General features: G+C 66.8%; 16 protein-coding genes. 7 read left to right on the top strand and 9 right to left on the bottom strand.

The features are described 5' to 3' along the window. Positions 1-8 precede the first annotated feature (8 nt). From AC1DR1_RS05810 to AC1DR1_RS05800, 3 genes are all read right to left on the bottom strand, one after another. Positions 9-1,109: a hypothetical protein gene (locus AC1DR1_RS05810; protein ID WP_476992316.1), complete on the bottom strand. Its 1,101-nt coding sequence runs from the start codon at positions 1,107-1,109 to the stop codon at positions 9-11. Between the two features lie 99 nt (positions 1,110-1,208). Next, the gene (locus tag AC1DR1_RS05805) at positions 1,209-2,207 is read right to left on the bottom strand and encodes a glycosyltransferase family 2 protein (protein WP_229994093.1); all 999 of its coding nucleotides are present in this window, start codon (positions 2,205-2,207) and stop codon (positions 1,209-1,211) included. 1 nt (position 2,208) lies between these two features. Continuing rightward, entirely contained in the window at positions 2,209-2,988 is a 780-nt protein-coding gene (locus tag AC1DR1_RS05800; RefSeq protein ID WP_476992332.1) for a glycosyltransferase family 2 protein, read from the bottom strand. Positions 2,989-3,653: 665 nt separating this feature from the next. Between AC1DR1_RS05800 and AC1DR1_RS05795 the strand changes: the two genes are divergently transcribed. Beyond that, positions 3,654-4,379, top strand: a complete 726-nt coding sequence (locus AC1DR1_RS05795) for a glycoside hydrolase family 16 protein (protein WP_229994095.1) — start codon at positions 3,654-3,656, stop codon at positions 4,377-4,379. A 58-nt stretch (positions 4,380-4,437) separates the two neighbouring features. Here AC1DR1_RS05795 and AC1DR1_RS05790 read toward each other — a convergent pair whose 3' ends face one another. Next, complete coding sequence (locus AC1DR1_RS05790; RefSeq protein WP_476992315.1) at positions 4,438-5,544, bottom strand: metallophosphoesterase; 1,107 nt, start codon at positions 5,542-5,544, stop codon at positions 4,438-4,440. 320 nt (positions 5,545-5,864) lie between these two features. Between AC1DR1_RS05790 and AC1DR1_RS05785 the strand changes: the two genes are divergently transcribed. From AC1DR1_RS05785 to AC1DR1_RS05775, 3 genes are all read left to right on the top strand, one after another. Further along, a complete protein-coding gene (locus AC1DR1_RS05785; RefSeq protein WP_476992314.1) occupies positions 5,865-6,416 on the top strand; it encodes a YceI family protein in 552 nt (183 codons plus the stop codon). 143 nt (positions 6,417-6,559) lie between these two features. Next, positions 6,560-6,973, top strand: a complete 414-nt coding sequence (locus AC1DR1_RS05780; RefSeq protein WP_229994098.1) for a YccF domain-containing protein — start codon at positions 6,560-6,562, stop codon at positions 6,971-6,973. A 69-nt stretch (positions 6,974-7,042) separates the two neighbouring features. Continuing rightward, on the top strand, positions 7,043-7,516 hold the full coding sequence (locus AC1DR1_RS05775) for an SRPBCC family protein (RefSeq protein WP_364748535.1): 474 nt from the start codon (positions 7,043-7,045) through the stop codon (positions 7,514-7,516). A gap of 58 nt (positions 7,517-7,574) precedes the next feature. On the opposite strand, the gene AC1DR1_RS05770 is transcribed toward AC1DR1_RS05775, so the two are convergent. From AC1DR1_RS05770 to AC1DR1_RS05760, 3 genes are all read right to left on the bottom strand, one after another. Next, entirely contained in the window at positions 7,575-8,444 is an 870-nt protein-coding gene (locus tag AC1DR1_RS05770; RefSeq protein ID WP_364748533.1) for a DUF4031 domain-containing protein, read from the bottom strand. Between the two features lie 152 nt (positions 8,445-8,596). Beyond that, entirely contained in the window at positions 8,597-9,934 is a 1,338-nt protein-coding gene (locus AC1DR1_RS05765) for an FAD-binding oxidoreductase (protein WP_476992313.1), read from the bottom strand. Between the two features lie 264 nt (positions 9,935-10,198). Beyond that, positions 10,199-10,690, bottom strand: coding sequence for a carboxymuconolactone decarboxylase family protein (locus AC1DR1_RS05760; RefSeq protein ID WP_229994102.1), 492 nt, complete (start codon positions 10,688-10,690; stop codon positions 10,199-10,201). Positions 10,691-11,508: 818 nt separating this feature from the next. On the opposite strand from AC1DR1_RS05760, the gene clpB reads away from it, so the two are divergent. Further along, positions 11,509-14,166 (top strand): ATP-dependent chaperone ClpB, encoded by a 2,658-nt coding sequence (gene clpB, locus AC1DR1_RS05755; RefSeq protein ID WP_476992312.1) that lies wholly within the window; start codon positions 11,509-11,511, stop codon positions 14,164-14,166. 140 nt (positions 14,167-14,306) lie between these two features. On the opposite strand, the gene AC1DR1_RS05750 is transcribed toward clpB, so the two are convergent. Continuing rightward, the gene (locus tag AC1DR1_RS05750) at positions 14,307-15,059 is read right to left on the bottom strand and encodes a septum formation family protein (protein WP_476992311.1); all 753 of its coding nucleotides are present in this window, start codon (positions 15,057-15,059) and stop codon (positions 14,307-14,309) included. Between the two features lie 292 nt (positions 15,060-15,351). Between AC1DR1_RS05750 and AC1DR1_RS05745 the strand changes: the two genes are divergently transcribed. Together AC1DR1_RS05745 and AC1DR1_RS05740 are read left to right on the top strand one after the other, a co-directional pair. Then, the gene (locus AC1DR1_RS05745; RefSeq protein ID WP_018774150.1) at positions 15,352-15,585 is read left to right on the top strand and encodes a DUF3073 domain-containing protein; all 234 of its coding nucleotides are present in this window, start codon (positions 15,352-15,354) and stop codon (positions 15,583-15,585) included. 245 nt (positions 15,586-15,830) lie between these two features. Further along, on the top strand, positions 15,831-16,613 hold the full coding sequence (locus AC1DR1_RS05740; protein ID WP_476992310.1) for a VOC family protein: 783 nt from the start codon (positions 15,831-15,833) through the stop codon (positions 16,611-16,613). Between the two features lie 77 nt (positions 16,614-16,690). Here AC1DR1_RS05740 and AC1DR1_RS05735 read toward each other — a convergent pair whose 3' ends face one another. After that, the gene (locus AC1DR1_RS05735) at positions 16,691-17,317 is read right to left on the bottom strand and encodes a GntR family transcriptional regulator (RefSeq protein ID WP_364748520.1); all 627 of its coding nucleotides are present in this window, start codon (positions 17,315-17,317) and stop codon (positions 16,691-16,693) included. Between the last annotated feature and the right edge of the window lie 109 nt (positions 17,318-17,426).

Genomic DNA, 17,426 nt, shown 5'->3' with positions numbered 1-17,426 from the left:
GCCTCGCCTCACTCATCCAGTTTTGAACGAACCAGATTCGCGATGAAGTCAGAGGCCTGGTCCGCTGACCAGGCGGCGGGCAGCCGGAGCAGCCAGCAGGGAACGTCCTCCAGCGCCCGGCGCACCACGGCCGCCTTCTGCCCAAAATGCTCCTCCAGGGGGACCAGGCCGGTGGCGCCGAGGGCCTCGACGAGCCGCCGCGAGACCATGGGTAGTTCCGAATGGAAGTTGCCGACGATCCGGGACGTCATCCACTCCGCACTTCGTGCCTCCAACCGCGCGTCCGCGCCGTCGAAACGTTCAAGGAAGATGGCCAGCTGTGCCGGCGCCGCGGACGAAATCCGCTGCGCCCCGAAGACATGCTCCGGCTGCACCATGCGGTGCTCGGGGGACCAGCGCCGGGTGAAGGCGGCTGTTTTCGGATAGCGGACAATCACCGGATGGACCGCCGTGGCCAGGTGGGCGACGGGCGTCGTCAGCCATCCAGGGGCTAAGGGCTTGCGCGTCCCGCGGAACATGTCCGGGTAGATGGCGCGGTGGTGGGGCTTGATGAACATCGGTTTGGCGTAGCCCATGAGCATTCCGCCTGCGCCCATGAAGGCCCAGTCGTCCGCCATGAACCGCACGTCGCGCATGGCCACCAGCTTCGCCACCGTGCTGGTTTTTCCGACCCCGCCCCAGGCCGGGAGGAGAACCCCGGAGCCGCGGAAGTCCACAACCGCTGCATGGATCATCGCCGTCTCCTCCTGGACGCACAGCCGGTCCAGCAACGGAATCACAGAGGTCAGGAGCTCGCCGGCGCCTTCGATCCGGTACCCGTCCTTCGTCTCGATAATCTGGACGCGGTCAGCCGGAATATAGAGGGACTCCCCGGTGAACCGGTAGGCATCCTCCGCATGCGACTGGCTGGAAATGGGCGATATCGTGGCGCCGATGGTGATCCGCCGTGGCGCGCCGGAGTTCCCCAGGAACGGGGCGAGCATGTCCCTCAGTTGCGGTTCCCCCGGCGTCCCGGCCTCGACATCGATGCCCACGATCCCGTGGACATCGAAGGAGGCTCCGGCAGAGGCGCCAATCGGCTGTTTCACGTCGCGTTCAGGTTGGCTCATGATCCAAGCTTTCTGGGGTCGGGTTCCTGCGGTCAGGTGGTTCCGCGTGCAGGGGCTGCACGGGGCGGTGTACGGGGACGGGCACGTAAATTGCGCGGTTCACTGGACTTCCCTCCAAGGCTCTTCCGTCGACACCGCGGCAGCTTTCAGCGGCGAGGGCGCGGCGGGCAGGCGGCGGCCGCGTACATAGCCGGTCGCGGTGGCCGCGAGAACGGCGAGGATGGTTGCCGCCCGGGCGAGACCGGCGCGGTCCCCGCCGCTGAGCCAGCCGCGGATTCCGGCAAACACTGCACGTGGCAGGACCTGCCGGACATAGCGCCGTTCGGGGCCGAGCGCCCGTTTGTGGCCGACCACCCTGCTGACCTGCGCCTTGGAAATCCCTTCGCCCCAGGAGCGTGCAAGGATGTAGCGCAGGGTGCCGCGTTCGACCGGAACGTGATGGTGCACCAGGGCCGCGGGCTCATAAACCACCCGGGATCCGGGAGCTCCGATCACCGCGCGGATGCACAGTTCGGTCTCTTCGCAGCCCAGCGGGAGGGCGTCCTGGCGTCCAAGGGCTGTGTTGAAACCGCCGACCCGGTCCAGGACCTCGGCGCGGAAGGACATGTTCGCGCCAATGACATTGCGGACCTCGGCGGCGACTTTGGGCATCCCCCGGTACGTGCAGCCGACAATCCAGTCGAGCTCCTTGGCGAAGTGGCCCGGGCGCCCGGCTTCCCAGAGCGGCTCTACCCGGCCGCCAACAGCCAGAACATCGGGATCGTCGTACAGGGCCGCGAGCCGCTCGAGCCAATCCGGCTCGGCTTCGGCGTCGTCATCGAGGAAGGCCACGATCTCCGCCTTGGCGATGCCCGCTCCGGTGTTGCGGGCGCCGGAGAGGCCCTTGGGCCCGGTGTTCTCGACAATTACGGCGTCCGGGACGGTGAAGATGAGGCGCTTGTACAAGTCGACGTTGTAGTCGACGACGACGATCGTCTGCTTGGGTGGGACGGTCTGGGTGCGGACCGAGTCCAAGGCGCCCATCAGCCTGTCCCACCGGTCCTCCGAGTAGGAGCAGATGACCACGGATACTGCCGGGAAGCTGGAGTCTTCGGACATCCTATTCGCCTGCCCGTACGCCCAGAACGCTGCTGGGATCGGTGGGAACGTGCGGGAACATTTCGCTGGGGTACTTGTACTTGACTCGACGCAGGGCTTCGGGACGGGCTCCGGCGGTCGGGGCCTCCCAACTCACGCGCTCGCGGGCAAGGGTGCGCAGGACCCGCCAGCCGTCCCGGAACGTGTGAAGATTCGACTGGCCCGAGATGCGGGACAGTTCATGGCTGGGAACCTCGGCGATGCGGAGTCCGGCCCTTGAGGCCCGCACAATCAGTTCAGTTTCGATCTCGAACCCGTCCGACTCCAGCTCCAGAATGTCAACGCATTCGCGTCGCAGGGCGATGTAGCCGTAGCAAAGGTCTGAGTAGTCGCTGTGGAGAACGGCGTTGGCGAGCCCGGTGAGCATCTTGTTTCCCCCGCTGCGCAGCCACGTGAGATCGTCCGAGCCGCCGCCAGTCACATAGCGGGAGCCTTTGACGAAGTCGTATTCATGCTGGAGCGGAGTCACCAGCCAACCGATCTCCTGGGGGTCCATGCTGCCGTCACCGTCCAGCATGACGATGATGTCGCCGGAGGCCGCGGCAAATCCGGCCCGCACGGCGTTTCCTTTCCCGGGGCGGGGTTCTGCCACCACCACGACGTCCAGGCGCAAGGCCCGGGCCACATCGACTGTGCCGTCCAAGGAACGGCCATCAACAATTACCACCTCATCTACGTAGGAGGGCATGCGCCGCAGCACCCACGGCAGGTTCATTGCCTCGTTCAAGGTGGGGATCACCACACTGACTGAGGGATTTGCCGGCGGGGGCGTCGTTTGGGGGCGCACGTTTGGCTTGAGATTCGGGATGGACACTGGCCTCACCACTCAATAACGTATTCTGCTCGTCTCAACTGCAGCGCTTTTCCGACTCCTCCAACCGGAAAATAGACCCATCGCTGACGCTGAACAGTTGTGGACAACTTAGTGATATACCCCAGGGTTAAAGTCTGCTCACGGCACCTTGCATTAACCTTGGATTAACTTGATGATTCAACTAAAAATGTAGGAATTCTGTTGATGGAGGGTTACCTCCATGCGACACTGGGCGGATGCGGACGCACGTTATAAGGGGGCGCGTACCGGCAAGCCGCCGGCGTCTCCTCACCTTCCGGTTCATGGCGGTTCCCGCCATGGTCCTGGGCCCAGTCCTGGCCCTGGCGGCCTGCGTCGCGGATGGTGCTCCACGGAGCGAGCGGCCGCTCTTCACGTCCATTTCGGCGTCGCCGGCCGGACCGTCAGGCGCCACGGACACTGGCTCCACGGGCACAGGCGTCACGCCGGGGGCGCCGACGGGAGCTCCGGAAAGTGGTGCCGTGACTGGGCCCGCCCCGTCGCCGGGAAGTCCGCCCGCGCCCCAATCCGCACCCGGCCCGGCACAGCTTCCGGTCCCGACCACGGATGTGACAATGACAGGTGACCTGCCCGGCTGGAAGCAGGTCTTTGTCGAGGATTTCTCCGCCGGCGACGTCCCGCTGGGCCGCTTCCCCGGCCCGCTCTACAACGCACGGTGGAGCGCCGGGTACAAGGACGGGACGCCGGATACTGCCGGACAACGCAGCGGTGGAACTTCCGGCTACTACCCGTCCAAGGTGCTTAGTGTCCGCAATGGCTCGCTGGACTGGTACCTGCACTCGGAGAACGGGATCTCGATGGGGGCGGCGCCGACGCCCAAAATCCCCAACGCCAGCTCCAACCCGCCGCGCGCCAACAGTCTCCTCCATGGCCGGTACTCGGTCCGCTACCGGGCTGATGCGCTGCCCGGATTCAAGACGGCATGGCTGCTGTGGCCGGACAGCGGCGTCTGGCCCCGGGACGGCGAAGTGGACTTCCCCGAAGGGGACCTGGCCGCAATCATTTACGGCGCTGTCCACTATGACCGGAACGGCGCGGACGCCTTCGAGAAATTCGATTCGGACCAGTCCGTGACATCGTGGCATATAGCCACGATGGAATGGAGTCCCGGGCGGGTCGAGTTCTTCCTCGACGGGCGTTCTCTGGGTGTCAGCACCAAGGCGCCGACATCGCCCATGCACCTGATCCTGCAGACCGAGTCCTGCCTGACCGGCTGCCCGGCCCCGGCAACCCAAGGCCATGTCTCGCTCGACTGGATCAGCGTCTGGGTGCCGGCTTGAGACTCAGTCCCCGGCGGATTACACGGCAGATTACCGGTGGCCGAATGCTTGTGGCGGATCACTTGCGCCGGAGCGTGAAGGAATCCGAGAAGGTGTAGCCGTCCGCAGGAACGAACCGGGCGGCAAGTTGATCCACGGTGGCCTTGACGTCCAGGGTCCCAAAGGCCGGTTCCCGGTTCTTGCCGGATGTGCTGGCGAAATAGCGCATTTCCGGGTCATCGGATCTGACGTTGTAGAGTCCCACGCCGCCAACGCCAACGGTGGCGAACACGGTCCCCGAGCCCTGGACCATAGTGCCATCGGTATCGGCCAGGCATCCGGAGGTGAAGCTGGCGGGAACGAGTTCCGCGCAGCTTCCGCCCGTGGCCAGCTGATGCGTCCGCTGATAGACGTGGTCGTGGCCGGACAGGACCAAATCCACGTCCTTTTCGATCAGCATGTTGGTGAAGTCCTGCCCCGCCTGGCAGTCATAGTTGCCGACGCTCAGGCACGGGGTATGCATGCCCACCACGGTCCAGGGGATGTTCTGCGATTTGGCCTCGTCGATGGCGTTCGCGGTCCAGCGCCAGCGCTCGCTGCCCCTTGAGTAGTCCAGCGGCTCCCCGCCCCGGAACTCGATGCCGGGGGAGACAAGAATGAAGCGGACAACGGGATTCTGCTCGGGGACATCGACGCGCCACTGGGTGCCGTATTCGCCCTGCAGGCCGGGCAGCTTGTTGGGCAGGCACTGGACAAATTTCTCGATGTCGCCGTCATGGCCGTCACTCTCGTGGTTGCCGGTCACCAGCTGGTAGGGGAATTCGTTGCCGAGGCGGTCAGTGACCATGTCGCAGAACTGCTGTTCGAGCCCGGCTTTGTAGGTGAAGTCACCGAGGGCGAGGTTCAGGTGGGGATCGAGGCCGGCAACGACGTCGAGCACCTTTTTAGCGCCCGCGCCCACGCCGATGTCCCCCTGGGCGGTGAAGTGCACGGGCTCGCCAGCTGGTGGCGCGGCAGGCGACGACGGCGGCGGTGCGGACGACGGCGGTGCGGACGACGGCGTGCCCGGGCTCGGGCGCGGTGCGGGTTCGGGCGGGCCGGGCAGGCAGGCCGAAAGCAGCAGGCCCAGGCTCAGCAAGCAAGCGCCGATGCCCGCCTTGCCACGTTTCCCCAGGGACCCGGCCACGATTCCTCACATCACTTGGTTGATCAGGAGTGCGAATAGTTCTGCGAAATTCGGTGATTGCCCGGCATTTATAGGCCAGAGTAACCCGGCCGCGGAGCGAAGGCCAGAGAACGCGTCGGTCCCGGAAAGCGGAATCCGCCGTCGGAAATCCGGAAGTCCCAAGGCAGCGTGCCCGCTGGCGTGTCGCGAGTCGCGTGTCCCGCATCTAAGGCCGGTCGGACCTAGCCCGGGGCGGGCTTCATCGTTAGCATGCAAAGTGGGGAAACCCCTCCCATCACCCCCGGCGGGACAGACCCCGCCACCGCTCGAAGGAGACCGTTGTGACTCTGCCCGAAGGTTTGACCCCCGGTGTGTGGACGCTGGACATGTCCCACAGCGAAATCGGCTTCAGCGTCCGCCATGCGGGCATCAGCAAGGTCCGCGGCCGGTTCAACGAGGCCTCCGCCGAGGCGCGGGTGCGCGAGTCGCTGGCGGACGCCAGCCTGCACGCCACAGTCAAGACCGCCAGTTTCGATTCGGGGGACGCCAACCGTGATGGCCACGTCCGCGGCCCCGACTTCTTCGATGTCGAGACGTACCCCGACATGACGTTTCGGGCCACCGGGATCCGGGGCGACGGGGAGGACTACGTGCTGACCGGCGAGCTCACTATCCGCGGTGTTACCAAGCCCGTGGAACTCGAAGTCGAGTACACCGGCGTGGCGGTGGACCCCTTCGGCGCCACCCGGGCCGGATTCAGTGCTGAGGCGGACATCAGCCGGAAGGAATTCGGCCTGACCTGGAATGCCGCCCTCGAAGCGGGCGGGCTGCTGGTCAGCGACAAGGTTAAGATCAACGTTGAGGCCGCCATGGTCAAGCAGGCCGAGACGTAAGCGCCGAAGAGGCCGGGCGCAACCAGGAGCCGGGACATGGAAGCCGGTTGCCAGGTGCCGGACACGGGCCGGGCGCGAAAGTCAGGGATTTTTCCGGGTGAACCACTAATCCGAATGTCACTCCTACGGGCGAGAATGAATCCATGAAGACACTCCTGAACATCATCTGGCTGTTCTTTGGCGGCTTGTGGCTGGCCCTTGGATATTTCCTGGCGGGCGTCGTCTGCTGCGTGCTGGTGGTCACCATTCCGTGGGGGGTCGCCTCGTTCCGCATCGCGTCCTATGCCCTGTGGCCCTTCGGCCGCATGGTGGTGGACAAGCCGGGCGGAAACGGCGTGTTTGCCCTGCTGGGAAACGTCATCTGGCTGTTGGTGGCAGGCATCTGGATCGCGATCGCGCACGTCGTCACGGCCTTCGCCATGGCCATCACGATTGTCGGCATCCCGCTGGCGATCGCGAACCTCAAGCTCATCCCTGTCTCGCTGATGCCGCTCGGCAAACAGATCGTTCCGAGCAATTCGCGCTATGTGGTCGCCTACAGCCCCAGCCGACGCTAGGGCGGCAGCGCAGCCAGGGGGCCGAGGGGCACTTCCCCTGTCAGTCCAAGCAATCCGAGGGAGAAGACCATGAGCGAACCGGCGTCCGGGGACACGGACCTCATGCTTGTCATTGTCCGCGAGTTCAGGGCCCCGATCCGGGGCGTGTGGTCCGCGTTGACGGACCCGGACCAGGCTCCGCAGTGGTGGGGTCCGCGCGGCTTCCATGTCCCGCGTGAGAGCGTCGACGCGGACCTCGAAGTCGGCGGCCTGTACCGCGCCTGCATGATCCAGGACAGTACCGGGCAGCAATTCTGGTGGAGCGGGGTGCATACGGATGTTGAGCCGCCGCACCTGTTCGTGTTCACCCATGCCTGGGACAGGCCGGACGGCACCCGCGGCTTCGAGACCGAGGTGACCATCCGGTTGGAGGAGATCGACGGCGGCACGCAGATGACATTTACCCAGGGTCCGTTTGACTCCGCGGCCAGCCGCGACCGCCACGGCGAAGGGTGGCGCGAGTCATTCGACCGGCTGGCGAATCACCTCAGCGTTGCCGCCTGAGCCTCACCGGCTGCGGCTGGGCTGCCGGGTGCCTGCCGGTGGCCGGCCGGTGACACCGTCAGGCGAGCTCGCCCTGCAGGTTACGTCGGGCTGGCTCCAGCCACAGACCGCGGGCGCGGTCAGTATGGAAGAGCGGATCAAGCTGCAGCAACCGGCGGACGACGGCGGCGCGGCCGGCGGCGAAGTCGGCGTCGCCGATATGCGCGAAGTCTTCCCGGACGGCGGCGAGGTAGCGGGCGTAGGCCTCCGGTTCCCCGCCGAGGACGGAGAGATCGGCGTCGCTGAGCAAGGCGCCGCCGTCGTCCCCGGGCTCCGGACGGTGGTCTGCCGTCATCAGCACCAGGCGCACCACTTCGTCCACCTCGGCGGCCGGGAGACCGGCATGCCGGAGCCGGTCTTCGGCCAGCCGCGCCGATTCTTCCTCGTCCTGTCCCGCCACGCCGCGGTAGACGGCGTCGTGGAACCAGGCGGCCAGCACCACGGTCCGGGGCGGATCGGCCGGATCGCACAGCAGGTCCAAGGCCTCCAGCACCGCCAGCAGATGGGTGCGGCCGTGGTACTTCCGGTGCTCCTCGCCCCAGCGGTCCAGCAGGTCCAGGAAGAGGGCGTCGTGGCCCGGCAGCGCCTGATTCCAGCGGTTCAGGAGCGGGACCCGGAGGGCCTTGCCGCGCCGGCGGGCCGGGATCCGCAGCCCGCTGTCGATCAGTTTGCGGACCAGGACCCGGCCCTCCACTGGAATGGCACCGGCTGAGACCAGGGCCTTGTACCGGTCCTCGGCGACGTCGTAGTGGTCGCCGTCGAACGCGCGCCCGGAGATGCCGGCGGCCGCGGCGAACGTGTGCAGCTCCTCGAGCGAGGTGTCCGAAACGAGGTGGGAAAAGTGGGTTCCGTGGGCAGGCCAGAGGGGCGGATCGACGTAGACGGCCATGGTGGCATTCTAGCCCCGTCCGCGGGCACGAACTCGGCGCCGGCGCGGGCGGGGACGTGCCCCGGCCGGCGTCGGACGGGCGACGGCCTGGGTCACACTGCGACGGCGGGGGTCGCACCGCGACGGACTGGTTTACGCCGCGACGGCCTGGGTCACACCGCGACGGCGGGGCGAATGTTCTGGTTGCCGCGGAAAACGTTCCCGGGGTCAAACTCGCGTTTTACTTCTGCCAGCCGGTTGTAGTTTTCGTCGCCGTAGGCCGCGCGGATCCGGGCTTGTCCTTCGTCGCCGATGAAGTTCAGCCAGACGCCTCCGGTGGCGTAGGGGGATATGTCCCGCCGGAAGCGTTTGACCCATGCCTTCGCTTCCTGCCCGCCCTGCGGGGTGTCGCCAAGGCCGAACGGGTGGCTCACCCAGCTGGCACTCCGGTTCAGGAGCGGCGTCGCCGATGCTGCAGGCCCGCTCACCGCGCCGCCCCAATGGGCTATCAGTTGCTGGGAACTTGGCCCGGGGAGGTTCCGCGCCGATTCGATGATGACATCCAAGGCGTCGTCGGAGAGTTCGTCGTGATAGTCAGCGCTCCAGTAGTTGTACTTGCCCGGCGGGTCGTCGAGGGAGCACTGGAAATCTGCGTAGCCAGTATCCTCCACCAGGTCCACAACAGGGCCAAGCTCCCGGTAGGCCTTGGCATGTTCTTTGCCTTCCTCGGCGTCCCCGGCGAAGACATACACGACATACACCGCCATCTTGCCCACCATGTTCGGGGGCACGAAGGGTTCCGCCGGCGCAATCCCGTAGATGAGGGTGGCGGACTCTTCGTTGGGGGCCGCGACGGCCAGGTCCCGGTACCCGCGGCTGAGTTCCGGCGCCGCGTCCCCCGGCCACATCAGCACTCCGGCATGTACTTTTGGCCCGAGCTGGTGCAGGCCGAAGGTGAACGACGTGGCGACGCCGAAGTTCCCACCGCCTCCGTGCAAGGCCCAGAACAGCTCGGGATTCTCCCGGGCGCTGGCCGTCACCTGCTCACCGGCGGCCGTGACCAGATCCACGGAGACGAGGTCGTCGCACGCGAAGCCGAAGGCACGCTCGAGCCAGCCTGACCCGCCCCCAAGCGTGAAACCGGCGAGACCTGTCGTGGAGACCCGCCCGCCGGTGAGTGCTAGGCCGTATTCCTGAGTGGCGCGGTCAAACTCGCCGCAGGTGAGCCCTGCACCCACCGTGGCAGTGCGGGCCTCCGGGTCCACCCGGGCGGATTTCATCGGACGAACATCGATCACAAGGCCGCCGTCGTTCATCGACACGCCGGCCACGGAATGGCCGCCGGCGCGGACGGCGACATCGAGGCCGTGCGTCCGCGCATACGCCAACGCGTCGGCCACCCCTTCCGCGTCGGCACATGGGGCAATGACGGCCGGATGGCGGTCGATCATGGCGTTGAAGAGTCGTCGTGTTTCGTCGTATTCCGGGTGACCCGGCCTGACCCACCTCATGGCAGTGCTCCCTCGGTGACCGCGGCTCCGCCCCACTTTCCGAGCTTACGACCGTGCGCCAGCTGTGGCTACCGCCAGTTGTTTGGCCAGCCGCACCTCGTTGATGACCATGGCATCTCGGACGCTTAGATGCGCGCGGACCGGGCGTCCTGGAGGGGTGTTCTGGCGGTTGGCCGCGGGCGGGTCAGCCTGCTGGCGGGTTCGAAACGGCGGCGCGGAGCCGGTCAGTCGCGGGCGGGTCAGTCGCGGGCGGCGCGGACCGGGTCAGTCGCGGGCGGCGCGGACCGGGTGCTGGCTGACAATCGAGACGCGGTTGAACGCGTTCATCGTGATCGCCAGCCAACTGACGGCGGAAAACTCTTCGGCCGTCAGGTGCCGTCGGGCCTGTGCGCCTTCGTGGTCGCGGGTTTGGGCGTCAGAGATGGTGGTGATGGCCTCGGCCAGCGTCAGGGCTGCGCGTTCCTTTTCGGAGAAAAGAGTGGTGTCGCGCCATGCGGAGAGCACGGCCAGGCGCTGGGCCGACTCGCCGTTCTTGATGGCATCGCCCACGTGCATGTCAAGGCAGTAGGCGCAGCCGTTGATCTGCGAAATGCGGACATTGAGCAACTCGATCAGCGTCCCGTCCAGCCCGGCTTCCCCGGCGGCTTCCTTGACTTTCAAGCCCAGCCCGTTGAGTGCGCGCCAGGCAGCAGGGTGCGCTTTGTCGAGGAATACACTCCGCTGATCGGGATTCTGCGGTGCCGCCGTCTCATTCATGGATTCCACAATACCGATGAGCTTGGGTACGGCCGGGAGCGGCGTGTGACAATCCTGTCAAACATGTGACAAGCTTTGGGGGTGGGGGTGTTTGGTTCGGTGGCCGGCTCCTTGGGGGACCCAGCCACCGGACCGCCCGTTCCGACCTGGCCTTGTCACGGCGGCCAGGCTGCGCCCCGCTGAGCCGTGCCAGGCCGAGCCGAGCCTCGCTGAACTCCGCCGGGCTGAGCCTCGCCCCTCTGAACTCCGCCAGATCTAACTGGGGACATGTCCAGCTGTGCGTGCCAGCAGAGGGCATGTCCCGTGGCCACATCCAGCAGCGTGGGACATGTCCAGTCGTCGGGCCTAAGAGTGGGCATATGGGGAGTATGCCCACCGGTGCGTGCCAACGGAGGGCATGTCCGGCGGTCGCTTCTGGCGGCGGGGGGCATGTCCTGCTGTGTGTGCCAGCAGAGGGCATGTCCAGTGGTCGCGCCCAGGTCGAGGGGACACGCCCATCGTTCGCGACCAGGTCGAGGGGACATGCCCATCGTTCGAGACCAGGTCGAGGGGACATGCCCAGCCCTGGACCCGGGCTGTGGACATATTGGGACTATGTCCAGTCCTTGGGCCGACAGGAGGGCATGTCCCTTCCGGGCCGGGGCCTTCCGGGCCGGAGCGGGCCGAGGAGGGATGCCCGCGGACCGCCCCGGCCCGCGGGCATTCGGCCCCTAGACAGGCGTTTCGCTCTCGGCAAACATGGAGCCAGCGTCCCTCATGGCAAAGTTGAGCGATGTAGACTCAACTTTGACACAGGACCATTCCGGAAGGAGCCCTCTTTGGACGCCAAATTCACCACCAAGAGCCAGGAGGCTCTCGCTGCCGCCGCCATGAACGCCTCGACCGCGGGTAATCCGCAGCTCGAGCCCGCCCACCTGCTCAAAGCGCTCATGGACCAGCGGGAGGGCGTCGCCGTCGCACTGCTCCGGGCCACCGGCGCAGATCCGGACGCCGTCAGCGTCCAGGCGAGCACCGCCATCAAGGCGCTTCCGTCGTCGTCCGGGAGCAGCGTGCAGCAGGCGCAGTTGTCCCGGGCCGGGCTGCAGACGATCAAGAATGCCCAGAACGAGGCCGAGCGCCTCGGGGACACTTTCGTCTCCACCGAACATTTGCTGCTGGGCCTTGCTGCCGGGAGCGACGGCGTCGGGAAGCTCCTGCGCGAGGCCGGCGCCTCCCATGAGGCGCTGCTGGCCGCCCTGCCGGGCGTCCGTGGCGACCGCAAAGTGGACAACGCGGACCCGGAGAACGCGTTCCAGGCGCTGGAGAAGTACGGCACGGACCTCACGGCGGTGGCCCGCTCGGGCAAGCTGGACCCGGTGATTGGCCGCGATGCCGAGATCCGGCGCATCATCCAGGTCCTGAGCCGCCGCACCAAGAACAACCCCGTTATTATCGGCGAGCCCGGCGTCGGCAAGACCGCCGTCGTCGAGGGCCTCGCCCAGCGGATCGTGGAAGGCGACGTGCCCGAAAGCCTGCGCGGCAAGACCCTGATCGCGCTGGACCTCGCCTCGATGGTGGCCGGGGCGAAGTACCGCGGCGAATTCGAGGAGCGGCTCAAGGCTGTCCTGGAGGAAATCAAGGGCTCCGAGGGGCAGATCGTCACGTTCATCGACGAACTCCACACGGTGGTGGGCGCCGGAGCCACGGGGGACAGCTCCATGGACGCCGGCAACATGCTCAAACCCATGCTGGCCCGCGGCGAGCTGCGGCTGATCGGGGCGACCACGCTGGACGAGTACCGCGAGAACATCGAAAAGGACCCCGCCCTGGAGCGCCGGTTCCAGCAGGTCTACGTGGGCGAGCCCAGCGTTGAGGACACCATCGGCATTCTGCGTGGCCTCAAGGAACGCTACGAGGCCCACCACAAGGTGTCCATCTCCGACTCCGCCCTCGTGGCGGCCGCGACCCTCTCCAACCGGTACATCTCCGGCCGGCAGCTGCCGGATAAGGCCATCGACCTCGTGGACGAGGCCGCGTCCCGGCTGCGCATGGAAATCGATTCCGCCCCGGAGGAGATCGACCAGCTGCGCCGACAGGTGGACCGCCTGACCATGGAGGAACTGGCCCTTGCCGGCGAGACCGACCCCGCCTCGGTGGAACGCCTTGCGGCCCTGCGCGCGGACATGGCGGACAAGAAGGAGGAGCTCGCGGGCCTGAACGCCCGCTGGGAGGCCGAGAAAGCGGGCCTGAACCGGGTGGGCGACCTGCGGGCCAAGCTCGACGAGTTCCGCTCCGCCGCCGACAAAGCCCAGCGCGAGGGGGACCTGGAGACGGCGTCCAGAATCCTCTACGGCGAGATCCCGTCCCTGGAGCGGGAACTGAACGCCGCCGCCGAGGCCGAGGCGGCCGTGCCCGATAAATCGAGGCAGATGGTGGCCGATGAGGTCACCGCCGATGACATCGCGGAGGTTATTTCGGCCTGGACCGGCATCCCCGCGGGGCGCATGCTGCAGGGCGAGAGCCAGAAGCTGCTGAACATGGAGCACGTCCTGGGTGAGCGGCTGATCGGCCAGCAGAAGGCCGTCGCCGCGGTCTCCGACGCCGTACGCCGCGCCCGCGCCGGGATCAGCGACCCCAACCGGCCCACCGGCTCGTTCCTGTTCCTCGGCCCCACCGGCGTCGGCAAGACCGAGCTCGCCAAGTCCCTCGCGGACTTCCTCTTCGACGACGAGCGCGCAATGGTGCGGATCGACATGTCCGAATATTCGGAGAAGCACTCCGTGGCCCGGCTCGTCGGGGCGCCCCCCGGGTACGTCGGCTACGAGGAGGGCGGCCAGCTCACCGAGGCCGTGCGGCGGCGCCCGTACTCGGTCCTGCTGCTGGATGAGGTGGAAAAGGCGCACCCGGAGGTCTTCGACATCCTCCTTCAGGTGCTCGACGATGGACGGCTCACCGACGGTCAGGGCCGCACCGTCGACTTCCGCAACGTGATCCTGGTGCTCACCTCGAACCTGGGCAGCCAGTTCCTGGTGGACCCCGGCCTCGACGCCGCGGCCAAGAAGAACGCCGTCATGRCCATGGTGAACGCCTCCTTCAAACCGGAATTCCTGAACCGGCTCGATGAGGTGGTGCTGTTCGATCCCCTGACCGTGGAGGAACTGTCCCAGATCGTGGAACTGCAGGTCAAGGAGCTCGGCGAGCGGCTCAAGGGCCGCCGGCTGAACCTCGAAGTGACCGAGGGCGCCCGCGCCTGGCTGGCCGTGTCCGGCTTCGATCCCGCGTACGGCGCCCGGCCGCTGCGCCGCTTGGTGCAGCGCGAGATCGGCGACCGGCTGGCAAAGGCCATCCTGGCCGGCGAAATCACCGACGGCGACACCGTCCTGGTGGACACCGCGCCGGACCTGATGGAACTCACCATGGGCGGGCTGGAGGGCAGCGGTCTGCCCGACGGCGGCGCGGCCACCGGCACCGGGCTCTCGGTCCGGCGCAAGGAATAGGCGCCGGCGGCTAGAGCGCGCTAAGTGCCGCCGGCAGCCGGGCCCGTCCCGGCTGCCGGCGGGCTAACTGGTCTAAAGCCGTGCGCCATGCCGGCGGGCTACGGCCATGCGCTAATCCAGTGCAGTAAAGCCGGGCAAGGTTAGGGCAGCAGGGACTCCATGATGACGTTTCCGGTGTCCGTCACGGCGTAGCAGTCGACCCGGCGGTCGCCCTTGTCCCAGCTGCGCGAGCTCGGGTAGGCCAGCTTGTAGCTCAGGTCGTAATCTCCCGCCTTGTCCGTCAGCGGTGCTTCCTTGCAGGCATTGCGCGCTTTCTGCTTGAGCTGTTCCCGGCCGGGGTAGGACTCATCTGCCCCGTACTTCTCCACGGCGACCAGCTGCGCCGAGTGACCTGTGGCGCAGTCCACGACGGTGGACTGTTGCGCATCCGGATCGAAGTCCTTGAAGCAATCCCGCAACTGGAAATCCATGGGGCTGACGCCTTCCAGCGGCAAGGCACCGCGGCTGGCCGGGGCCGGGGCCGGGGCCGGGGCCGACGCCGACGAAGCTGCCGGGGCCGGGCTGCCGCTTTCCGGGGAGGGCTGGCCGTTGCCTGCAAATGCGGCCACCGCCCACCAGACCAAAAGCCCAAGCGCGACGAGTACGGCCGCGGCCACGCCGAGCCGCATGGGCCCTTGCAGGCGGATCCGGCGCGCCAGGGGACGCGCTCGCCGGGAGAGCACGCTCACGATGCCGGCGTAGGTGAGGCCCGTGGGCTTCGCCGCAGCAGGTGCCGCCGAGCGATTCGTGGCCCGTGCGGGGTCGGCGGTAATGACGGGCAGGGTGGACGTCGGCGGCCTCGAAGGCGGCGGCGGGATGGACCCGGCGTCGTATCTTGGATTCTCTTCAGTCACTGAGAAATTCACCACTTCCGTGCGTCTTTGCCGGAGCTGGAAGTCCGGCGTCGCGGCCCTTTTCTGGGCGCACATCACGAAACTCTATCGAAGATGCGCGGCACGGCGCATGTGCCGGTGGGCGCGGCCGCCGTTCCGGGACGCGCCACACTGTCCACAAGGCGCACGCCGGCGAGCAGTTGACGCCGAAAGCATGTAATCTAGGTGTACGACAAATTGACCAAACATTCCGGGGCCTCACCGATCGCCAAAGGTGACCACCTCCGGTCCAAGTACAAAAGGGGGTCACGCCATGGGGCGCGGCCGTCAAAAGGCAAAAGCTACCAAGCAGGCTCGGGACATCAAGTACTACTCCCCGAACACTGACTATTCGGCCCTTCAGCGCGAGCTCACGGGCCCGGGAAGTCGTGCCACGAGCCACTTCGCGGATGACCCGGTCGAACCGGATTATTCAGCGTATGTGGATAAGTACGCGGACGATGTGGAAGACGACGACGACGAGGTAGATTCCCGTCGCATAGGTTAGTCGACGCTTCCTTCCGGCAGTTCTCCCCGGGGGGATCCTTCCGGCACTGCTGTGCCAGCCAAAGATTTTCAGGCCGCCGGCCACACCTGTTTTGGGTGTGGCCGGCGGCCTCTCTTGTGCCCGTACCGTCTGCCCGCGTCGTTTCGCCATGGTTTCGCCGGCGCAGTTGTCTCCGACGGGGCCGCGGGCTAGGTTGTTGGTGCCGGATTTTCCCGGACGCGACCCCGATGCCCGGAAGGACTGCCATGACCATGCGCACAGAATTCGCTGAGGGCGAGCTCTGCTGGACGGACCTCCAGACCAGCGATGTGGAGGCGGCGAAGGCCTTCTACGCGGAGGTTTTCGGCTGGCGGTACGAGGATCTGCCCACCCCGGACGGACGCAGCTACGCGAAAGCCTTCCTCGGCGACGCTTTGGTTACCGTGCTCGCGCCGCAGACCCCCGAGCAGGAAGCCGCCGGCAGACCGGGCCGGTGGAACGTATATTTCGCGGTCGAGGACGCCCGGGACCTGGCCGGGGAACTGGCCCATTCCCCCGGGCAGCTTGAATTCGGCCCCGAGGCGATCGGTGGCACCGGCGTCATGGTCTTCTTCGCCCCGCCCGGCGGCGGCACCACTGGGGCCTGGCAGGCGGGCAGCCACTTCGGGGCCGGCCGGAGCCATGAGGCGGGCACCTTGGCCTGGGCCGAGCTCCTCACACCCGAGCCGCAGGCCGCCGTCGGCTTCTTCCAGCAGCTTTTCGGGCACGAGGTGACCGAATACCCCCAGGACGACGGCGGCACCTACACCACGCTCATGGTGGGCGGCGCCGAAGTGGCCGGCATCGCCCGGGTTCCCGGCGATGCGCAGGAGACCCTCGAGCCGGGGTGGCAGGTCTATTTCGGCGTCTCCGACGTCGCGGCGGCGGTGCAGGCCGCTGTGTCCGCGGGCGGCGTCGTGCTGATCGAACCGGACGAGGTCGAGGAAGCCGGCACCATCGCCACACTCAAGGACCCGCAGGGCGGCGTCTTCAGCCTGCTGGAGGTCTAAACAGATCGATTGCTCCAAAACAGCCCTTTTGGCGCTGCTAGGGGGCCGTTTTGGAGCACTCGATGAGGTTTAGGTCCTCAGTCCTTTTCGTGACAGAGGTCCAGCAGCGGAATCAGGGCTTCCGGGTCGCCGGCCCGCGCGGCGGCCAGAATTTTCCTGTGCGAATCCGCAACGCGGGCCAGCTTGGCATCATCCAGCGGATAGGACCGGCTGATCAGGCGCTGGACGGGGTTGTCCCAGACGGATTCGAGAGTGGTCAGAAGGAATCTATTCGGGCACGGTGCGGCCAGGCTCAAATGAAAGCCCCGGGTTGCGATGAACAGCGCCTCCGCGTCGGCGCTGGCGGATCCCTCGGCGATCAGCAGCTCCAGCCGGGCCAGATCCAGTGGCGTGTACTTGGCGCCGCACTGCCGGATGGCCATGATCTCCAGTGCCTTGCGGACTTCATAGACCTCGGCAACGTTTGACGGCGTGAGCGTCGTCGCGAAGTATCCGGCTCCGGGTACCAGCGTCGCCAGGCCTTCGTGCACCAGCCGGTTCAGCGCGTCGCGGATCGGGGTGCGGGAAACCCCGTATTCGTCCGCCAGCTGCTCCTGGACCAGTGGAGCGCCCGGCTCAACCACGCCGTTGACGATCTCATCGCTGATCCGGTCGTAGACCTGCTCGCTCAACGGCCGCATCTTCTTGGCAACTTGCGCAGCCATTCGCCTCATCCCCTTCTGATCCCACGAATTCATCAAGTCTACGTGCTTTACATCACAGTATTCACTGTATACAGTGAATCCAATCCTTCCCAGCCTAGCTGAAAGTCAG

Source organism: Arthrobacter sp. P4_F10, from assembly GCF_056401435.1.
Note: the sequence above shows the minus strand (reverse complement) of the source record. Positions and strands in the feature narration are given on the sequence as shown.